19 protein-coding genes are annotated in these 21,380 nt (G+C 37.8%); 8 read left to right on the top strand and 11 right to left on the bottom strand.

Annotated features, from left to right (window positions below; genetic code table 11):
• Positions 1–8: 8 nt before the first annotated feature.
• The 9 genes from H6G68_RS01600 to H6G68_RS01560 form a co-directional block, all read right to left on the bottom strand.
• Complete coding sequence (locus H6G68_RS01600) at positions 9–1,073, bottom strand: glycosyltransferase family 4 protein (RefSeq protein WP_190905022.1); 1,065 nt, start codon at positions 1,071–1,073, stop codon at positions 9–11.
• A complete protein-coding gene (locus H6G68_RS01595; RefSeq protein WP_190905021.1) occupies positions 1,048–2,367 on the bottom strand; it encodes an O-antigen ligase family protein in 1,320 nt (439 codons plus the stop codon). The genes H6G68_RS01600 and H6G68_RS01595 overlap by 26 nt, the downstream gene beginning before the upstream one ends.
• Positions 2,368–2,373: 6 nt before the next feature.
• Positions 2,374–3,489: a glycosyltransferase family 4 protein gene (locus H6G68_RS01590; RefSeq protein WP_190905020.1), complete on the bottom strand. Its 1,116-nt coding sequence runs from the start codon at positions 3,487–3,489 to the stop codon at positions 2,374–2,376.
• A gap of 65 nt (positions 3,490–3,554) precedes the next feature.
• The gene (locus H6G68_RS01585) at positions 3,555–4,985 is read right to left on the bottom strand and encodes an oligosaccharide flippase family protein (protein ID WP_190905019.1); all 1,431 of its coding nucleotides are present in this window, start codon (positions 4,983–4,985) and stop codon (positions 3,555–3,557) included.
• A 3-nt stretch (positions 4,986–4,988) separates the two neighbouring features.
• On the bottom strand, positions 4,989–5,996 hold the full coding sequence (locus tag H6G68_RS01580) for a glycosyltransferase family 2 protein (protein ID WP_190905018.1): 1,008 nt from the start codon (positions 5,994–5,996) through the stop codon (positions 4,989–4,991).
• A 41-nt stretch (positions 5,997–6,037) separates the two neighbouring features.
• The gene (locus H6G68_RS01575; protein WP_190905017.1) at positions 6,038–7,462 is read right to left on the bottom strand and encodes a sugar transferase; all 1,425 of its coding nucleotides are present in this window, start codon (positions 7,460–7,462) and stop codon (positions 6,038–6,040) included.
• Positions 7,463–8,023: 561 nt separating this feature from the next.
• Positions 8,024–9,250 carry a BaiN/RdsA family NAD(P)/FAD-dependent oxidoreductase gene (locus H6G68_RS01570; protein WP_190905101.1) on the bottom strand — a complete coding sequence of 409 codons (1,227 nt, stop codon included), beginning with the start codon at positions 9,248–9,250 and terminating at the stop codon, positions 8,024–8,026.
• 49 nt (positions 9,251–9,299) lie between these two features.
• A complete protein-coding gene (rd, locus tag H6G68_RS01565) occupies positions 9,300–9,464 on the bottom strand; it encodes a rubredoxin (RefSeq protein ID WP_127052541.1) in 165 nt (54 codons plus the stop codon).
• Between the two features lie 228 nt (positions 9,465–9,692).
• Entirely contained in the window at positions 9,693–9,887 is a 195-nt protein-coding gene (locus tag H6G68_RS01560; RefSeq protein WP_190905016.1) for a hypothetical protein, read from the bottom strand.
• 638 nt (positions 9,888–10,525) lie between these two features.
• On the opposite strand from H6G68_RS01560, the gene H6G68_RS01555 reads away from it, so the two are divergent.
• Together H6G68_RS01555 and H6G68_RS01550 are read left to right on the top strand one after the other, a co-directional pair.
• Positions 10,526–11,083, top strand: coding sequence for an SRPBCC family protein (locus H6G68_RS01555; RefSeq protein WP_190905015.1), 558 nt, complete (start codon positions 10,526–10,528; stop codon positions 11,081–11,083).
• A 5-nt stretch (positions 11,084–11,088) separates the two neighbouring features.
• Positions 11,089–11,664 carry a DUF924 family protein gene (locus tag H6G68_RS01550; RefSeq protein ID WP_190905014.1) on the top strand — a complete coding sequence of 192 codons (576 nt, stop codon included), beginning with the start codon at positions 11,089–11,091 and terminating at the stop codon, positions 11,662–11,664.
• 52 nt (positions 11,665–11,716) lie between these two features.
• On the opposite strand, the gene H6G68_RS01545 is transcribed toward H6G68_RS01550, so the two are convergent.
• Both H6G68_RS01545 and clpB read right to left on the bottom strand, forming a co-directional pair.
• Positions 11,717–11,944 (bottom strand): Nif11-like leader peptide family natural product precursor, encoded by a 228-nt coding sequence (locus H6G68_RS01545; RefSeq protein WP_190905013.1) that lies wholly within the window; start codon positions 11,942–11,944, stop codon positions 11,717–11,719.
• 235 nt (positions 11,945–12,179) lie between these two features.
• Positions 12,180–14,798, bottom strand: coding sequence for an ATP-dependent chaperone ClpB (gene clpB / locus H6G68_RS01540; RefSeq protein ID WP_190905012.1), 2,619 nt, complete (start codon positions 14,796–14,798; stop codon positions 12,180–12,182).
• Positions 14,799–15,165: 367 nt separating this feature from the next.
• Between clpB and H6G68_RS01535 the strand changes: the two genes are divergently transcribed.
• The 6 genes from H6G68_RS01535 to H6G68_RS01510 all read left to right on the top strand — a co-directional run bounded on the left by H6G68_RS01535 (position 15,166) and on the right by H6G68_RS01510 (position 21,249).
• Positions 15,166–15,543, top strand: a complete 378-nt coding sequence (locus H6G68_RS01535; RefSeq protein WP_190905011.1) for a hypothetical protein — start codon at positions 15,166–15,168, stop codon at positions 15,541–15,543.
• A gap of 211 nt (positions 15,544–15,754) precedes the next feature.
• Positions 15,755–16,003 (top strand): TIGR02450 family Trp-rich protein, encoded by a 249-nt coding sequence (locus tag H6G68_RS01530; protein WP_071191651.1) that lies wholly within the window; start codon positions 15,755–15,757, stop codon positions 16,001–16,003.
• Positions 16,004–16,605: 602 nt separating this feature from the next.
• Positions 16,606–17,472 (top strand): ferredoxin:protochlorophyllide reductase (ATP-dependent) iron-sulfur ATP-binding protein, encoded by an 867-nt coding sequence (gene bchL / locus H6G68_RS01525; protein ID WP_015216056.1) that lies wholly within the window; start codon positions 16,606–16,608, stop codon positions 17,470–17,472.
• A 30-nt stretch (positions 17,473–17,502) separates the two neighbouring features.
• Positions 17,503–18,273 carry a DUF5331 domain-containing protein gene (locus H6G68_RS01520; protein ID WP_190905009.1) on the top strand — a complete coding sequence of 257 codons (771 nt, stop codon included), beginning with the start codon at positions 17,503–17,505 and terminating at the stop codon, positions 18,271–18,273.
• Between the two features lie 123 nt (positions 18,274–18,396).
• Positions 18,397–19,800, top strand: coding sequence for a ferredoxin:protochlorophyllide reductase (ATP-dependent) subunit N (locus H6G68_RS01515; RefSeq protein WP_190905008.1), 1,404 nt, complete (start codon positions 18,397–18,399; stop codon positions 19,798–19,800).
• Between the two features lie 186 nt (positions 19,801–19,986).
• Positions 19,987–21,249 (top strand): hypothetical protein, encoded by a 1,263-nt coding sequence (locus tag H6G68_RS01510; RefSeq protein ID WP_199332458.1) that lies wholly within the window; start codon positions 19,987–19,989, stop codon positions 21,247–21,249.
• Positions 21,250–21,380: the final 131 nt, after the last annotated feature.

Here is a 21,380-nt window from a genome sequence, read left to right as displayed (position 1 = left end):
CCTCAACTTTAATTAAATTGTGATAGTGAACGATATATATCAACTAAAAGATGGCAATAATTAGTGATATCATAAGGTTCAACATTTTTCCTAGCAGCAGTGCCTAAAGAAAGTCGCAATTGTTCATCTTTAATCAACAATGCCATCGCCTCTGATAACTCTTGAATATTCCCTGGGGTGACTATCAAACCATTTTGGTTATTAATCACTAACTCAGGAATACCGCCAACTGGTGTAGCGATGATAGGTAAACCCCAACCCATAGCTTCTAAGATTGCCATTGGCAACCCTTCATTATAGGAAGGTAAAATAAACACATCCGCTTGTGATAAAATTTTATCTCGTTGTTGTGTATTAATCCACCCCAAAAAAGTTACTTGTTCTGCAATATTAAACTGCACAGCTAACTGTCGTGCTTTTTCTATTTCTCCATCTCCTGCTAAGATTAGTTGAGCAGATTTTTTTTGTGGTTCTGAGAGTTGAGAAAATGCGGTAATTAAATCAAATGTACCCTTGCGTTCACCCACTCGCCCACAAAAAACCAAACTAACTGGATCAGAATTTTTTCTATGGGGAATTTGGGTAGGTAATTCAGTGGGGTTAGGCAGAACAAAAACTTGTTTTTTATTTAAGCCGAGATTCTGAATATAGTAATTTTCCCAAGTTTCTGAGAGGACAATAAAGCCTTGACAGCGCCGAAATATCGCAGCAAAAACTTTTTGTAGCCATTGAGGCAGCTTTTGATAAGTTACTTGAAATTCTGCCCCATGTGCGTGCATAATTATCGGCTTACCAAATGGCCAAGCCAGAATTACTAAAAGAGCTTTGCGTACAAGGCTACCCCCATCGGAAATGTGAATATGTATGGCATCTATGTTTTGAGTGAAAAGTTGACCTAAAAATTTAGCAACAGCCTTAGTAAAGACTATGATTCTGTGCAATATAGATCCCTCATCATGAGTGGTAATATGCTGAATTTTTATCTCAATAGAAATATGTTTTAGTATGAGATTTTCCACTGTGGCTATACCGCCATTTTGTTGTAAACTAGCTCCTAGCATGATGATTTGCATTTTTCTCACCTCCCATCAAGTAACTGAATTCTGTGTTTGTAATTGACTTTGTGATTTTTTTATTTTTATGTTCATTTAATGTGATAACTGTTGAGCAGGAAAATGATATATACATTATCCAAGTTTTATTACCATCAAATAATGAAGTTTCAGCTAAGTTAACTAATATTATGTAAGTCATCATTATTGCTGGGAAAAGATATTCTTCTGTTCTATATAACCGCACTATCAATAATGATCTAATAGAACTGATCACAAATGCGATCCAGAATATTGATAGTCCTAATAAGCCTAAATCTAGCCACAAAGCTAGAAAACCGCTGTGGGGATGGGTTGGAGTCCAGGGTTCGGCAAACCAAATATAAGCAGACTCTCCATTCCAACCTTGCCAGAAACCGCCATACCCATATCCCAACCAAGGTTCTTTCCAAATCATGTCATAGACAAGAGACCACAAATCTCCCCTGCCACTTAAGTTGGAATCTTTGCCCAACGCGCCAAATATCAAATCTTGGTTTTCTTTGAACCAGAATAAGAAAGTTAGACCTGCACTGAATATACCCGTGATTGTAGGTATCATTAGTTGATAAGGTAACCATAAAGCTCTTAAAATAAAGAAAATTGCTATTAGTATTACTAAATTGACTAGGGATGCTGTAGAAGCAGCAAGTAAAATTAAAAGTATAGATAAACCACAGCCACACCAATAAATCCAAGCTTTTTTCTTTGCACTCATAGCCAGGTTTAAAAATACGATACAGCTTAACACCATATTTGACCCAAGACCATTCTTGTGCATAAATATTCCCCGCCATTTACCAGCATGAACCCCACCCATAATTCCATATTTAGGTAATCCAACAGCAAATAGAAAGCTGAGGATAACAGCTAACCCAAAAGTTACTCCCAGTATTTGTACTTGCTGTTTCAAAGTGTAGCGTGTAGCCAAGTAAACCCCAAATAAACTTGAGCAAATCAATTTGAATGTCTCTTTTTTTGTATCTCCAGGTGAGAAAGACCAAAAAACTGATATAACAGCAACTATTAATAATAGCCAAATAAAACGGTTTTTCCTGAAGACGAAAATATTTTTTTTCCATCTTGAAGCTATTAATAGGATAGTAATAAAATAAATAAACAAATATATGATTTGCAATGGTGCTGTACTGTAGTTAACTGCCACATCACTTTCATTTGCACCTCCAGAGAGGACAAGAAGTACAATTCCTCCTAAATAAATCATTAAGGCAAATACAGTAAATCCATATTCAAAATCTTTTAATGAAATTTTCATAATTTACTAATAAAATTTACTTGATTTTGTCAGTGCTAATTGATGGTAAACTGCCAAAGTTTGTTCGGCGATATTTGACCAATTCAAATCTTCTTGACAGCGGGTAATAGTTGCATTTTGTATCTTTTTGTATAATTGATTGTCTTTTAAAAGAGAAATGATGGATTCTGCTAGTGCATTAACATCGCGAGGTGGAACTAATAACCCATCTTGTTGATGTCTAACTATTTCACTTAATCCCCCTAGATCAGATGCAACAACTGGGGTTCCCATGCCATAGGAAAGAGCAGCTACACCACTTTGTGAGGCTTCAATATAGGGCAAAACCGTAATGGTACTACGTGCAAATAAACTAACTACTTCTTGATCACTAATAAAATGATTGAGGATCTCATAGTGTTGTGAATTATAACCATCAGGAAAGTATTGTTCCATATTTTCTCCTCGTCCAGCAATAATTAGCTTGACTTCGGGTATTTGTTCTGCGATTAATGGCATTGCTTCAATCAGATATTTCAATCCTTTGTATGGCCAAATCCGTCCAAAAAATAGCAAAGTATATGGTTCTTTAGCTATATTGTCATTGTTAGAAACACGGCGTTTGTACAAACTACCTAGTTCACCATGTGGGAGAACATTAATGTGATGATTAGGGATACGAAATTTTTCATTCAGAGTTTTTTTATGTATGTGAGTGTGAACAATTAATTGTTGGGAACGGTAAAAAGCAATAGGTCGAGTATAATCAGAAGCAAATACTTTTTGCTTATCACCTGGATGGGAAAAAAGATCGTGAATAGTTGTCACTAAAGGAGGCATCTTATTCAATAAAAGCGTGGATAAATACCAGATATCGTTAGTTTCTTGTACGTGCAGTACATCTGGGGCTACTTTGTCAATCAAGCGCATCATTTCACCCATAGCTAGGATGTTGCTTGGATAGCGCATATCTGGTTTTTTAAATGTTAGTACAGGAATGCGTGGATCAAGGACACCTTTGCAAGCGTTAGAACTTTTTTCTTGTTGAATTAGAGTTAAATCAACATAATTTACTAAACTATTAGCTAGTTCAATAGTATAGTCATCAAAGCAAAAATATAGCAGAGCAACTTTAATTTTCATTTTCTTTATATAGAGAGTTATGGACAATAGAATGATTGTAAATAATCTGAAAATCAGATGTGTCATTATTTTCTTGATATTTTCTGCAACAGAGAATTAAATCCTCCAAAATCACTCATAAATAGTAAAGAAACTAAAACAATATAAGCAAGAGTTGATACAGTGAGAGTTAATAAAAAATCTAATTGGATTTTTTTGAAGACTAAAAATATCATTAACATGAAAACACTCACAAGCAGTGGACGACGCATAATTCGCCATAAATTTAGTAAAAATAGGCGATTATACACGGCATAAGTTAGTAACCCGCAAGCACTAATAGACATGACTATTTTCATTAGTGCTGCACCGATTAACTTGTATTGAGAAATTAACACTACACCTGATAACCCTCCGGAAACAGTAGTGATAATTACTTCCAATAGATTGTACTTTTCCAGTCCATTAGCTACGAGTAGATAGCCAAATGAACGAATAAATGGCGACGTAACTAGGGTTAATACATTAATTTGTAAAGGTAAATTGGCTTGAAGAAATTTAGGATCGTTATAAATTAATACAAGTAATTCATCAGCAAAAAATAATACTCCCATAATAAAGGGAAGTGAAATGACAAGTAAAATTTCCAGAACATTTTCTGTTTCTTTTTTTTGTTTTTCTTTTCCTATAGCTACTGCTTTTGACATGGCTGGAAAGGCTGCTAGAGAAACACTATTAGAAACAATCATGAAGGGCTGCATTAATTGTCCAATCATGCCATAAAGACCAACCAGAAACTCACTTCCTAGCAGGGAGATTAAGAGAACATCCATTTTACTAGCAATGATTCCAGATGCATCGATGGCAAAAAATGTGCGGACAGAATATAGAGATTTGAACATAAAATCTTTATTAATCTGCCAAGCTGGTTTAATTGTCTGTACTAGGAAAATCCATTGTATTACCAAAACTAATATTTCGGAAATCACCATGATTCCGGCAATATGATTGACTGAATATTTAAGGTTGATAATCCATATCATTATTGCTGTGCGTAGTATGTAAATTGGTACGGTAGTGATGGCTATCAAGTGCATATTTTCTTGCGCTTGGAAAATTGCTTCTGTAATATTGGAAAGCGCAAAGGGTATGACTGCTAACCCCATGATGTAGCAAACCATTGAGGTGTCAGGACTGTAGGGGAGTATAAACACCACAGAGACTAATAACACATAACCGATGATACTTAAAATCAGTTGCAAGAAAGTACCACTCACCAAATAAACTGGTGTTGCTTCTGCTTCCCTTGCTAGTTCTCGCGTAAATAAGGTTTTTAACCCTTGTCCCACAAAAGTTACAAAGATATAGTAATAGCTGATTGCGAGTATGTATTGCCCTAATTCATCAGCTCCTAAATTACGAGCTATGACTGTGGTGAGGACAAAGGTGGCAACTCCTTGAGTTAACCTATTTACTAATAGTGAAAGAGAATTTTTAAGCAGCTTTGGCTTTGTCATTATCTATGTTTTAGTTTTTTTACTACGGTAAAACATTTCGTATGATGCTTCATTGCCAAGCAAATAACGCTGTATTCGACGATTTACAATACCAGGAATTCTAAGCAACAAATGTATAAAAAAATAGGGATTTTTTAGCATTTCCTTCAAAGCCGTTAACCATTTTTTTTTCTTTAGTGGTTCTATAACACTGTAGTAGGATAAATACCTTTTAAACACTGTATAATTCCTGGATAATGCAGTGTATAACCGGGGTTGTTTGGTAGCTATATCCTCTTCTTCTACAAAATCTGCAAGTTTATGACAACTTTGAGTAAGACGAGCTATTTTAGAGCCATATACTAAAGAACCTGAGCGAGAAAGATAAAAATAATATGGTTCTGGGACAAGCAAAAAACGCGCTCCTCTGACTAGACAAGTCAAAGATAACCAAAAATCTTGACCCATTCTTACACTTGGATCATATTGAATATGATTTTGAATCAGAAATTCTCGTCTAAACAAAGGTTTTGATATCCCCAAATGTAGCCCTCTTTGTCCATATACATCTGTTTCGACAAAATATACTGAGTCTATTTGCTTGGTACTGCGAATACATTCTCCACTCTCTTTAATTAGGGTACTCCAGGGATCATCTTCACCCTCTTTAATCAGATATAAATCATCAGCAATCATGTCTGCATTTTCTGTGGATGCTATATGCACTAATTTTTCTAGCCTTTCAGGAGCATACCAATCATCTGCATCTAAAACAGCAATCCATTTTCCAGTTGCTTCTCTAATAGCGCGGTTGCGTGCAGCAGCAGCACCCAGATTTTCTGAATTAACTAGCACTTTAACTCGTGAATTAGTAAAACTTTTGGCTATTGCTACTGTCCAATCACTCGAAGCATCATCTACTATAATTATTTCTAAGTTGTCAATGGTTTGTTGTAATACAGATTTAATAGCTTTGGCTATATATTTTTCTGTATTATAGGCAGGAATAATGACTGATATCTCAGGATTCATATTTCCACCACATGGATGATTTCCATAGTATTTGTCATTTTTTAATAAGCTCCTTCTTTGTTCAAAACTACCTGCACTGTTTTTAACAAAATCTGAAAATCTAACAACAGTGACCAGTTTTCAATGTATCTAAGGTCAAGCTTAATGATTTGTTCAAAGTCTAAAATGTCAGAACGTCCTGAAACTTGCCACATTCCTGTTACTCCTGGTAAGACTTCTTGACGAATAAAATGGCGTTCGGAAAATTTGTCTACGTCTCTGATAGGTAAAGGACGAGGACCGACTAGACTCATTTCTCCAAGGACAACATTAAATAGTTGGGGTAGTTCGTCTAAGCTATAACGACGGAGAAATTTACCTACACGGGTGATCCGAGGATCATCTTTGATTTTGAAGATAATACCGTCTTTGACTTCATTTAATGCTTCTAATTCTTTTTGCAGTTTGTCTGCGTCAGGTCTCATGGTACGGAATTTCCAAACTTTAAATTTCTTGCCGTGTAAACCTATGCGGGTTTGTCTATAAAATACTGAACCTGGAGAGTCTAATTTGATGGCTATAGCAATGGTTAAATACACAGGAAACGTAAAGATTAGGAATAAAGTCGCAAAACAAACATCGAAAATACGCTTAATCCAGAAATCTTTACCAATAATTACTGGACACATAAAACTTAAACAATTCATACCTCCGACATTGTGTATTTCTATATCTCGGTAAATTGCTTTTAGTTCTACAGGTAAAAGATGTAGTGTAATACCTGATGCTTGAAATAACCAACACAAAAACATTCTATCTTGGATAGCACTCCAAGAAATAAATACTTCCGTGACTCCCAGTTTATTGAGCGTCTCTAAAGTTTTTTGGCGATTATCTTTATCTAGACATTTAGAGTTATCACTCCCAGCTATAATGTAACGATTTTCTTTTTTGATAAAGCTAAAAACTTGTTCTTTGTCTTGGGCATCACAAATTATAAAAACTGGATTACAACCAATTCCTTTCTTTTTACGCAGATATTCAAGACCAATGTTTATTGCTAATCTACCAGCACAAACAAAAGATGTACTCATCAACCAAAAAATCATTAATGTTGGCTGTTTCATATCTTCAATTGGTTGATATAAAAAGCTGAACATTAAGATCACACTATGGGCAAAAAATAGTGTTTTGATAATATTCCCATAGTTAGCACGTTTTGTGCCTGGTTCATAATTACCTTGAAAGTATAGTGATGCTATTTGAATAAAAATAGCTATCAACATGGCTGAATACTTGTTCTGTCCAACCCACGGTAAACGATATTGAGATGATATCCAAGCAATTGATAATAGAGTAGTATCTACTGAAGTTAGTATGACTGATCGCAGCCACCATTTTCCTTTACGGATTCTAGCGAAACTAGGTGCGCGCAAATCTAATTCAGCTTCACTGAGGCTATTACTGAGTAAGCTTTGATTATCCATTGGTAGTGTCCCTGTTAATGCACTCACAATTAAGTCTTAATACGTATTACTACTGTATGAAACTATTTTTTTATACCCCGAATTTTATTGCTTGCAAAGCATTGCATAAGCAGTTTTTCGATTGTTAAAAATGGGTTTCTGATTTAGCTAGTTGAAACTGATTAATTTTTTTAACTTTAAGCACCTATCTAAAGGATTATATTTGTGCATAAAGTATTAAATTATCATATTTCTATCTATGGATAGTATCATACTATATGTATGAAGTGAATAAACATAACCATTTTTTTTACATTAGCTTAATTATTTTAATTTTAGATTAAACAAAACCGACTGTGATGCTTAACCAAAGTTAGGCGGGTAAATACTGAATACTTGTTTTACTTCTAGAATAGAATGATCAATAATAAAAATTGAGATAAATACTCTGTAAAAACACGGGCTTATTAGCGAATAAAGATGATGGGCAAGATGCCCACACCTCATGACTTTTATAGAATTGAGAGATGTAATGTAAATAAATGACTTGATTCTACGCTTGGTAGTGATGTTATTTAGTCTCTAATTACCCATTGCCTGTCCGGCTAAATAAGCGGTTGTCCAAGCACTTTGGAAGTTAAATCCGCCCGTAATTCCATCAATATCTAATACTTCACCTGCAAAATACAAACCGGGTACTAACTTACTTTCCATCGTTTTAAAGTTTACTTCTTTGAGGCTAACTCCCCCACAGGTGACAAATTCTTCTTTAAAAGCACCTTTGCCACTAATTAAGTATTCTCCCTGAGAAATTTCTTGGACTAGCTGATTTAATATTTTGTTGGGTATTTCTGCCCAGCGGTCTTCCGTGGTAATACCGATACGAGCAATTATATATTGCCAAAGCCTGTGGGGTAAATCTACTCCACGATGGAGGGCTACTGGTTTTTTACCCCATTCCTGTTTTATTGATAAAAGCTTTTGTATAACTTCCTCTTGTGACAAGTTTGGCAGCCAATTGATCAATAATTTGGCTTGATAGCGATTTTCCTGGAGGATTCTTGCACCCCAAGCCGAAAGTTTCAGCACTGCTGGTCCGCTGACACCCCAGTGGGTAATTAACAAGGGACCGGTTTGTTGTAGTTGATGTTTTCCGGGAAGGGATAAACGCAGATTTACAGGTGTGACGCTGATTCCCGCTAATGCCTGTAATTTAGGATCAGCAATGTTAAATGTGAATAGAGAAGGAACGGGTGTTTCGATGTGATGGCCTAATTCTCTAGCGATTTTATGACCGATGATGCTGCTACCTGTGGCTAAAAGCAAGTGGTTGCAATATTTCTTTTCTCCTGATTTGAGAAGAATTTCAAAACCCTCGTTTTGTCGAGTTACAGAAACGACAGGCGTACCAATACTAAGTTCTAACCCAGCAGTAAACGCAGCTTTAATCAAACATTCAGCTATGGTTTCCGAACGATCTGTAATCGGGAACATCCGCCCATCCGCTTCAGTTTTCAAATTTACACCATGAGCAGCAAACCAGTCTACGGTGTCTAGGGGTTGAAAACGAGTAAAAGCCCCCCGCAAAGCTTTTCCACCTCTGGGGTAATTGAGGGCTAACTCTTCAGGATCAAAACAAGCGTGAGTGACGTTACAGCGTCCTCCACCAGAAATTAGCACTTTCGCCAAAGGTTGACGACTGGCTTCGATTAAAGTCACTTGGGCTTGAGGATTCGATTCAGCGCAAGCGATCGCACCAAAAAATCCTGCCGCCCCACCACCAATAACTACAATTTGTAACGGTAACAACTTCAAAAATATCTCAATAGCACCTACTTAACTAGGTTAGCTGTTATTTTCACTCTTCCACTGCTTCAAAGTTTTCTTTTGTTGCACCACAAACTGGACACACCCAATCATCTGGAATGTCTTCAAAGGCTGTTCCTGGTTCTATTCCACCATCAGCATCCCCTACTTCGGGGTCATATTCGTATCCACAAATGCTGCATACATACTTTTGCATTTTTGTGCGCCTTAATAAATAATATCGTGTCCGGTTGACTACTTATTATTAGGACTGACGCTCTGACGCAGAGTATTTTTTGATCAGCAATTAACCGGACTGGATATAATTAGTCTTGATATTGGTGAGCCACAATTCTTTTAAAGAGTTTTAAAGAGATTGTGAGCAGATTCTTTATAGTAATTATATTTTTAGCTCAACATCTATGCTTATATCTGCCGACAGATATTAAAAACGCCACCATATCCTTTGAAAGTAACTGAAAATCCCTACTGCGATCGCTCCCAACAACAATAGCCAAATCACACCACCGGGAAGAAATGTGAGAATACCAAAGCCTCTAAGTATCCAAGTAGCTATTCCCATACCGAGAAGGATGCCAAATATTTGGGTTAATTTGCGATTTATGGAAGATTGATTCATCCTATTTTCCTCTTAAATCAAACTACAAATGAGATATGATATGGAGTCTGGCTAATTGTTGATCAAAAAAACTCTCTGCATCACCGCTCGGTTCCCTAATAATTACCACTTGATAGTCATTCTAGCTGTTAAGTTGATAGGCGAAAAGAAATCAAACTATGTTAAGTAAAATAACAAATTTCCAAATTGGCTCGTAGTCAGGCATTCAGCCCTACATTTAGGTTTGAAAATTCCTGAAAAGCTTGTGTCATCTGCTTTTTTCATTTTTCATTTCCAGCAAGCGTTACTAGCCTGTTTTTACCAAATTTATTAAGTATTATTTTGGGGAATTGTGTTATATTAAACACGGTTAAAAAAATACTCAATCAGAATTAACTTAAATTTAGATCATGTCCAGAAAATATCCAAATTGAACTGTAATTAGAATTGAGTGTGGTGAAATCTATCAAACCTCATCGTTTGCAGTTTCCCCTCCCGGTTCGGTAGATGCTTGCAATCAGTTACAAGTAACCTCAGTTCGTCATGGGGATTTAGAGGATGTCTGAAACCTGCCACCTTCAGATATGGGATAATTTGACCGATATGGAAGCTAAACAAGACAACTGTTCACGGTTTGTTGAGGAGTAACTCTAGTCAATATGTCTGCGTTTGATATCTCAGACTTAACTATTAAAGGTTCTGATATGCTTTGGAGTCAAGATAAGCAAAAGTCGCTAATCCAGGGTGAAATTTTGCTGCAAACGCGATCGCATACTACCTGGGGTGGTGCTGTTACTGCGAGTATGTATGTACCATTGATGCGATCAAATGTATGGCAGCAAATCACTGATTACCCTCGTTGGGTACAATATTTTCCTGATATTACCAAAAGCGAAATTACATCTAAAGGTGATGTCAAATTTCTGTATCAAACAGCACAAAAAGCCTTTTTATTTTTTACAGCCCAAGTTGAAATTTACCTGAACGTCGTCGAAGTGCTGGGACAACAAATTCAATTTAGGATGGAAAAAGGAAGTTTTCAAGATTTTCATGCCAATTTAGACCTGAAAGATTTGGGTAATGGTACTTTACTCGCTTATTCAGTCCAAGCCACACCGAATATTCCCATCCCTTCAATATTCATTCAACAAGCAATGAGTTTGGAATTACCTACAAATATGCGTAAAATGCGACAAGTGCTTTGTAATAGTCAATAATCGCAATGTCAAAGGCAAAAACTATTTTGGAATTTTGGTTTGGTCATCCTGATGAACCAAATTACGGTAAACCCCAGAAATTTTGGTTTAGCAAACAACCAGATGTTGACGAAGAAATCCGCACCAGGTTTATCGAAGATTACCAAAAAGCAGCGACAGGATATTTAGATGATTGGATTAATACACCCGAAACCTGTCTAGCTTTGATTTTATTGCTAGATCAATTTCCCCGAAATATTTTTCGTGATACTCCAGAAGCCTTTGCTACTGACTGGGAAGCACTCTCAGCAGCACAACACGCTGTTGCACAAGGTTACGATCGCGAATTATTGCCTGTACAACGCTGGTTTATTTACTTACCTTTTGAACATAGTGAAAACTTAGCTCATCAGCGTCAATGTGTGAAGTTATTTCAGCAACTTAGTCATGATCCCGAAAGTCTGAGTGCGATTGAGTATGCTTTTGAGCATATGAAAATAATTTCCCGTTTTGGGCGCTTTCCTCACCGTAACCAAATTTTGGGACGTATTTCTACCACAGAGGAAGAAGAGTTTTTACAAGAGTCAGGTTCATCTTTTTAGAATTGTTTGCTCATCAGGCGCTTTCTTCTCTGAGGAAAGCGTTTTTTAATTACTAAGAATTCCGAATTAGTTTCATCGGTTCACTTGCAAAAAATAAATCCTCTAATTCACCTTCCGTAAAGCTGTAGCCAAGAGTTGCGGCAAAATTGACAATTTTTTTGGTATCCCAATGACAACTGCTAAAAAATCCTTGCTGACAGCAATTTTTATGGTATTGTCTATAAATTTCTGGTTCTGAACTCAACATCTCATAAAAGCTTTCAACTTGTTCTAAAGACATATTTCAGATATTTGCAATTTTATTAAACACAAGACTTAAAAAATTTTAACTAGTTCCGTGGGTTTAAGTCCCCCGGTTCTATAATCGGCAAGTTTTGTGTTGGGGTTAAATCCCCATTACAAAACTTAATTACGAATTACGAATTACGAATTACGAATTACGAATTATTTTAATTTGTCAAAAATTTTAACAAACCCGATGGCTTTAAGCAACCGGGTTGATAAATTTGATTTATTTAGCTGGTAAAAACCTCAACTGGTAAGCGACTAAAAGCGAGACGTTCATTTTGAACATCCACAAAAATTGTATCGCCGTCGTGGAATTCACCGCGTAAGATAGCTTTGGCAATTTGCGTTTCTAACTCTCGCTGAATTGCGCGTTTCAGTGGTCTAGCTCCGAAAACTGGATCATACCCTACTTCTGCCAAAAAGTCAAGTGCCGCGCCTGAGAGTCGCAGGGACATTTTTCTGTCGATCAATCTTTCTCTGAGTCTTTCTACTTGCAATTGGACAATTTGCCGTAATTCCAATTTTTGCAAACTGTGGAAAATAATAAATTCATCAACTCGGTTGAGAAACTCAGGACGGAAGCTACTTCGCATTGCTTCCATGACTCGATGACGCATTTCATCATAACGGGAATCATCACCAGAGACATCGAGAATGTACTGGGAACCGATGTTACTAGTCATGATAATGATACAATTCTTAAAGTCTACTGTCCGCCCTTGGGCATCGGTGACGCGACCATCATCCAGAATTTGCAGAAAGACATTAAATACATCGGGGTGGGCTTTCTCGATTTCATCGAAAAGAATAACAGCGTAAGGACGACGGCGAATTGCTTCTGTTAATTGTCCTCCTTCTTCATAACCCACATATCCTGGAGGCGCACCAATCAGCCGAGAAACGGTGTGTTTCTCCATATATTCTGACATATCTATACGCACCAAAGCTTCTTCAGTGTCGAACATATATGCAGCCAGGGCTTTGGCTAATTCAGTTTTACCTACACCGGTGGGACCGAGGAAAATAAAACTAGCAATGGGACGATTAGGATCAGAAAGTCCAGCGCGAGAACGTTGAATTGCATCTGCTACCGCTGTTACTGCTTCAGATTGGCCAATAACGCGGTGGTGGAGTTCATCTTCTAATTGCAGCAGTTTTTCTTTTTCTGATTCTACCAATTTGCTGATGGGAATTCCTGTCCACTTAGAAATAATTTCGGCGATATCCGATTCGGTAACTTCTTCTCGCAGCAAAGATTTACCAGTTCCTTGGGTGTTTGCTAGTTCGGTTTCTGCATCTTCTAATTTGCGATGCAAATCCGTTAAATCGCCGTATTCCAACTTAGCCGCGCGGTTAAGGTCATACTCTCTTTTTGCTTGCTGGATTTCTAGATTAACTTTTTCAATCTCTTTTTTCACAGATTGAATTTTGTCGATAATGCTTTTTTCCGATTGCCATTGTGTACTCAAAGTTCTTTGTTCTTCTTTGAGGTCAGCAATTTCTTTTTCTAGTCGTTCTAGGCGTTCTCTGGAAGCGGCATCACTTTCTTTTTGCAAGGAAAGTTTTTCCATTTCCAGTTGTAAAATCTTGCGGTCGATTTCGTCAAGTTCTTCGGGTTTGGAGGTAATCTCCATTTTCAGCCTAGCTGCGGCTTCGTCTACTAAGTCGATGGCTTTGTCTGGTAAAAAGCGATCGCTAATATAACGACTAGATAATGTGGCAGCTGCAACCAACGCACTATCAGAAATCTTTACCCCGTGGTGGTTTTCATAGCGTTCTCTCAAACCCCGCAGAATCGAAACTGTATCTTCTACAGTGGGTTGATCTACATAAACTTGTTGGAAGCGTCTTTCTAAAGCCGCATCTTTTTCGATGTGCTTACGATATTCATCCAAAGTTGTCGCCCCAATACAACGCAATTCTCCCCGCGCTAACATTGGTTTTAACAAGTTTCCCGCATCCATAGCGCCTTGGGTTGCACCTGCACCGACAACGGTATGAATTTCGTCGATAAATAAAACTATATTTCCACCAGAATCAGTAACTTCTTTTAATACTGCTTTCAGGCGTTCTTCAAATTCACCTCGGAATTTTGCTCCGGCAATTAAAGCCCCCATATCTAAACTAATTAATGTCCTATCTTTAAGAGACTGAGGAACATCACCAGCCACTATCCGCTGTGCTAAACCTTCGGCAATGGCGGTTTTACCAACACCGGGTTCACCAATTAACACCGGATTATTTTTAGTCCGACGGGAGAGAATTTGGATGGTACGGCGAATTTCATCATCACGCCCAATTACTGGATCTAATTGACCTTTGCGTGCTGCATCTGTCAAGTCACGCCCATATTTTTCCAGTGATTGATATTTCCCTTCTGGACTTTGATCTGTCACTTTCTGGCTCCCCCGAATTTGTTTAATGATATTCTTTAATTTGCTTTCTTCTAAACCAAATTCTTGGAATAGACTTTTGCCAAAGCGGTCATCTTTGGCGTAACCTAGCAATAAGTGTTCAACGGAAATATACTCGTCTTTAAATTCTTTACGATATGCATCAGCCCTGTCCAACAGTGTGTCTAAGCTTTTACCTAAGTATACAGAAGTGCTGCTACCTGATACTTTGGGCTGACGCAGAATAAATTGGTCAGTGCGATCGCGCAGTTTTTGGAGGTTGACACCTGCTTTACTTAAAATCGGGGTAGTTAGTCCATCTTGTTCTAGCAGCGCTTTCATTAGGTGTTCACTTTCTAGCTGCTGTTGCTGGTATTGCTTGACGACATCAGGGGTATGAGCGATCGCTTCCCAGGCTTTTTCTGTAAATTGGTTAGGATTAGTAGGTTGCATAGGCTTTTTTGATAAACTACTTCAGCGGCAGTCTCTAATATCGTCATTGTAAAAACACCAAAGCCCTTACCAGGATCGGTCTTCACATCCTGATAAAGTAGTGTTATCAACAAACTTAGGTTTATAGACGGAAATTTTACCCCGGTAAGTAGGTTGGTGTGAATAATTATCGTTGTGGCAAGGCAGGGGAGCAGGGAGCAGGGAGCAAAGGGAAAAGGGTTTGAGCCTTATTTACTTTTATTCACACATTTTGGTTATTTCACCCTACTTAGCTAAGAGAGAGTCAAAGCCTATCCCCTGGTAGGGAAAAGGAAAAGAAACAAAGTTTTATATTTAATTATGCCAAGGTACTTAGTGGATACTGAAGATGATTAACCCCTACGACTTTGAGGATGATGACTTCGACATAGAAAATGAGGATTTATTTACTACAATGAATCCCGTTAGCAAAATGACTGAAGGAGAAAAGCTACAGCGGTTTAAACGCTTTTTTGACAGCAGTACTCGTGCTATGTTACAAGACTGCTTGTTTCGTGTTGTCAATGATGAAGATGGTACAGGTACTTTAGAAATACTTTGCCCTAATGAAATTGTCCGTCAACGCCTTTCCAAGAAAAAGCGCAAAATTATTAACAATATTTACGGCTGTTGGCGGCAGATCCAATACTTTTCTCTATGTATTCAGCAAGATGGAAAATTAAATTGTCAGACTTTTAACCGTAATGCTGACTTGATATCAAATTAAAAATTCAAAATTCAAAATTCAAAATTAAAACCGTTCGCGTAGCGTCCCGTAGGGATTGTGATATTTTTGATTTGCAAGTCCCTAGGTAAGCTAATAATCATTCAAATTGCATCTCCGTGTTTTTCTGAGGCTAGGGATTATGCAACTTAAAGGCGGATTAGCTTAGGGGTATGAGATTCTTTTGTTCTTGTTCACTGAATTAACTGAAAAAATGCCTAAAAAACAGAAATTTCCTTATTTACTTGGTTCCAAATGGACAGCACAGCAAAAAGTTGATGGTTGGCGACATTTTCAAGTTGTTAATCGGAAAAATCAGGGTAAATGGGTATATGCGGAAATGGTTGCTGCTTGTGACCCTCAAGTTCGCTTTTGGCTCAATGCTAAATTATTACAAGATAATTCTCAGTGGCACGCTGGCTGGCAAACATTGCAAGAAATCAAAGCTATTAATGAAAATTAATATTTATACAATAAATTTATTAATGTCATAATTCTCTTGATTTAAGAACAGATATTTTCAACTTTAATAATTATTTACAAGTAAAAATTATCAGATAGTAGTCAGCCGTAAACATCCCTCATCAAACTCTATCAGATTGTCTTGAAGATTTTACCCAAAATTCCCCAAATATCTTCTAGCCAAAGTTAAGATGGCTATTCCCACCATAGGACTGACAAGACTTCTCTTCTGATTTATAAACCGCATATCTGCTGGCTAATTTGGTGGCAAAAGCATAAGCAAATCCTATGCAACCTATTATTAACCAGCGATATTTGTTTTTTGTCTTTTGTAACTATTTTTATATAAAAAGTGATTTAAAATTGCATATAAAATTTAAAATAGGCATTTTTTGGTTTTATATAGATAAAAATATAAATTTACTTAAATATAAAATTTATAAATCTTATTTAAGCCAAATTACAGATTATCAGACCCTTTCCTTTCTAGTTAATTTGCAGAATAATGACATTCACAGACCTCACACATCGCCGAACCAAGCTAGGTGAAGCGCCAATGTTTGAGCCGCGAGTTTGAAAAGAAACTATAAGAGGCAAACAAAAGTGAAACTAGCAGTTTACGGAAAAGGTGGAATCGGCAAATCGACAACTAGCTGCAACATCTCAGTGGCGCTAGCCAAACGCGGTAAAAAAGTACTGCAAATTGGCTGTGACCCAAAACACGACAGCACCTTCACACTGACCGGGTTTTTGATTCCCACAATTATCGACACCCTGCAAGAAAAGGACTATCACTACGAAGATGTCTGGCCTGAAGATGTAATTTATAAAGGCTATGGTGGGGTTGATTGCGTAGAGGCAGGTGGACCACCAGCTGGGGCAGGCTGTGGTGGTTATGTAGTTGGCGAAACTGTAAAACTACTCAAAGAATTAAATGCCTTTGATGAGTATGATGTAATTTTATTTGACGTTCTTGGTGACGTTGTCTGTGGCGGTTTTGCAGCACCTCTCAACTACGCAGACTACTGCCTGATTGTTACTGATAACGGCTTTGATGCTTTATTTGCTGCCAACCGAATAGCCGCTTCAGTCCGCGAGAAAGCACGGACTCACCCACTGCGTTTAGCTGGGTTAATCGGTAATCGTACTGTCAAGCGCGACTTGATTGAAAAATACATCGAAGCAGTACCAATGCCAGTTTTGGAAGTATTACCTCTAATTGAAGATATCCGTGTTTCCCGCGTCAAAGGCAAAACTCTGTTTGAAATGGCAGAGTCAGATCCTTCACTGGACTATGTTTGCGACTATTACCTAAGCATCGCTGACCAAATATTAGCGCGTCCTGAAGGTGTCGTTCCTAACGATGCACCAGACAGAGAACTTTTCTCTTTGTTGTCAGATTTTTATCTAAATCCGAGTAAACCACAAGCCACTAATGCAGAAGAGGAATTAGACTTGATGATTGTATAAAACATTTTACCTCTCAGGATGGAGGAGTATATGGCTTTCTTTGATAATTTTACGGACACGCTCAAACAAAAGTGGTTGCAATTCTTTCAAGTTAATCGTGATTGGATTACCCTGCAAATGGCGGTGGAATCGGTTTACACCCCTGATGGAGGAAAGCGACCATCTTCTTACCTCATCCTGGGAGTAGTAAATGCGCTAGAACCCAAACTAGCTCAGTTAATGCTTCCTTTTGCCAAGCTAAATCCAGACGCTGACACTCTGATTGAAGTACTGGAGTTGAATTTTGACCCAGATATCGTGCTTGGTAATCGCTTCAGTCCCACTGTAGAACCACCGTTTTACTCAAATGGGTCAGCTGTGGTTACTGACGATACCGCTGAGGAAGAACCATTAGAAGAGGATGATCTCAATGGTTTTGGAGAGGTGGCGATTTCTCAAGAGTTCACAATCGTAGAGGACACTGAAGAATCTTGGGTAGAAGATGAGTCACTGGAAAATGAAGAAGGCTTAGATGATATGTACTCATCTAGCAACAATCTCTCAGAGGAGTCCGAACCAACATCCAGTTTAGAAGCTGAGGATGCGTTTGGTGAGATTTCCTTTGATTCCATGACTCTCATCGAAGACAGCGATGATCTAAATCCACCTGATGAGAGTGCCTTTAGAGACGTGTTATCCGATGTCTGGGGAGATGAAACATCCCTGGAAGAGGGTGAAGAAAATAACGACCTGTTGGGGGAAGAACTGCCATCTGAGGTTTTTGATGAATCAGAAATGGCTCGTCTGTTCCCCAATTCTTAAATCAGTGAACAGTTATTAGTAAACAGGCAACAGTTATCAGGAAACAGGTTAATAACTGATAACTGATAACTGTTCATTGTTCACTGGCTTACAAGCTTTAAAAATTAAGGGGAGAATATTAATATGACTGTCGCACAACAGCCAGAAGCTTTAAATTTTGAATGTGAAACCGGAAATTATCACACTTTTTGCCCTATTAGCTGCGTTGCGTGGTTATATCAAAAAATCGAAGATAGCTTCTTTTTGGTAATTGGCACAAAAACCTGCGGTTACTTCCTGCAAAATGCTATGGGAGTGATGATTTTTGCTGAACCCCGCTATGCTATGGCAGAGTTGGAAGAAGGGGATATTTCCGCACAGTTGAATGATTATGAAGAATTAAAACGGTTGTGTGAGCAAATTAAGCGCGATCGCAATCCTAGTGTAATTGTCTGGATTGGTACTTGCACCACAGAAATTATTAAAACCGATTTGGAAGGTTTAGCACCCAAGTTAGAAGCTGATTTAGGTATTCCCATCGTTGTCGCTCGTGCAAACGGCCTCGACTACGCATTTACCCAAGGAGAGGACACTGTGTTAGCCGCTATGGCTCATCGTTGTCCTGAAAAGTCTCCTGTATCGGAAACTGAAAAAGGCGAGCGTAACGCCATTCAGAAGCTGATGAATTTCGGTAAGAAAAAAGAAGACATCGCCCAAGATGAATCTGAGTATGTAGATCATCCTCCTTTGGTGCTGTTTGGTTCTTTACCTGACCCCGTGGTGACTCAGTTAACTTTGGAACTGAAAAAGCAAGGTATCAAAGTTTCTGGTTGGCTACCTGCAAAACGATTTACAGAATTACCTGTTATTGAGGAAGGGTATTATGTCGCTGGTGTGAATCCTTTCCTCAGCCGCACTGCTACAACCTTAATGCGTCGCCGCAAGTGTAAGCTGATTGGCGCACCATTCCCCATTGGTCCCGACGGAACTCGCGCTTGGATTGAAAAAATCTGCTCTGTGTTTGGTATTACTCCCAAGGGTTTAGATGAACGGGAAGCGCAAATTTGGGCTGGTGTGGAAGATTATGTGAAATTAATTCGCGGTAAATCTGTATTTTTAATGGGTGATAACCTGTTGGAAATTTCTATGGCGCGGTTCTTGATTCGCTGTGGAATGACTGTTCAGGAAATTGGTATTCCTTACATGGATAAACGCTATCAAGCTGCTGAGTTGGCTTTGTTAGAAAAGACTTGTCAGGAAATGAATTCACCTTTACCAACGATTGTTGAGAAGCCTGATAATTACAATCAACTTCAACGGATTTATGAGTTGAAACCTGATTTGGTTATTACTGGTATGGCTCATGCTAATCCTTTGGAAGCACGAGGTATTAATACTAAGTGGTCTGTGGAGTTTACCTTTGCTCAAATTCACGGTTTTGGTAATGCACGTGATGTTTTGGAGTTGGTAACTCGTCCTTTAAGAAGGAATAATAATTTGAAGGATTTGGGTTGGGATAAGTTGGTGAGAGAAGAAGCGAAGATTTAGATTTTTTTGGTAATTTTTAGGACGGGCTTTTTAGTTCGTCCTTTTTTTTGTTTTCTCACGCAGAGACGCAGAGGCGCGGAGAGGGATGTTAGAGTTGGTGGATTAGTCTTAAGTAAATATACTGTTTAAATTGTGCTTATATTCAATTATTTTTGATTCTAAGAGTAATTTACCCATTAAATAGCTGTGAAAGAAGATCAACAACAGGATTCAGAGTTTGAATCTACTCATAATTCCGTGATATCACAACAAAAAACTGAGGAAACTTCTCAGATAGTTGATAAATTAGAATCTAAATCTGCTCAGGAGTCCGTAATATTAGAACAAAAAACCCTACAAAATCCAGAAATAGGAGCAGATAATACAGCTACCTATGTCGCTAAGACTGACAGAATTAGAGCTTTGAGTCAGTTTATCAAGACGATAAGTCCTTATCTATGGGCTATTATAATTGTCGTTGTTATTATCCCACTATTAGGTAGAGGCTTTATAGCAAATTCCTACCATCAAGATATAGCGACTTCGGGTAATAGTAAACCTGCGAGAGTAATTATTGATAAACAATCTGACTGGAACAAAGTTGATGAGTCCATTGTAGCTGCTATCAAAAATGCAAATACTACTGCTGAAAATTTTGCATCAGCAAAATTAGATGATTGGGTTGATGAATTGATGATTAATGTTGATGAGAGTTTTTTAGATTGGTATTTTAATTACTTCAATCAGAAAAAGCTTGAATTCAGCGTTCCTTTTGTTTGGGCTTCTTCTGCTGTAACTCATTGGGTAGATAGCGATAAACCATCTCCAGATCAAGTAGTAGCAGAGAAAATAACTGAGGATTTTCAACTAGAATTTGCCAAGCGTGTACTCAAACCTAAAATTGCTCAATTTGCACTTGAGAGGATAACAACTGATACAGTAAAGGTGTATGTCTCTCAATTAGAAAAAAATATTTCTAGCATTGAAAGTAGTTACAATATACCTCAAGGACAATGGGAGCGTTATCTCAATGAGATTGCCATTACAATTAGTGAAAGTGAAGGGGTTATTTCTAACCTAACACTTAAAACATTAGTAGGTGGAGGTAGCTACTTATTTGTTAAAGCAGCAATTCCTATGGGGGTAAAGATTGGAAGTCAAATTGCTGCTAAGTTTGCGGGTAAAGCTGGCGCAAAAATTGCTGCAAAAACTGGTGGTGCTATCGCTGGTAAGATAGGCGCAGAACTTTTAGATCCTATTGTTGGTATAGGTATCATAATTTGGGATTTGTGGGATTACAATAACACCGTAAGTGTTAATAGACCAATTTTACGAAACTCAATTTTAGAGTATTTACATGAAGTCAAGACTTCACTACTTGAAAACCCTGCAAATGGTATCATGGCATCAATTGATGAGTTACAATCTGGGATTTTAAAGTCAGTACAATCAGCTAAACATCCTGGTTAATTAATTATATGTCTGTGTTGGGTTTTGCTATGACTTAACCCAACCTAATTTTTTATAAAAAACATACAAAGAGTGTTAGCGAAGCTCTAATACCAATTCTCTATGAAGATGCGCCAAATTTAGATAGGAAA

This window comes from Anabaena catenula FACHB-362 (genome assembly GCF_014698735.1).
Taxonomy (GTDB): domain Bacteria; phylum Cyanobacteriota; class Cyanobacteriia; order Cyanobacteriales; family Nostocaceae; genus Anabaena; species Anabaena variabilis_A.
This window is presented reverse-complemented; position numbering and strand designations above follow the sequence as displayed.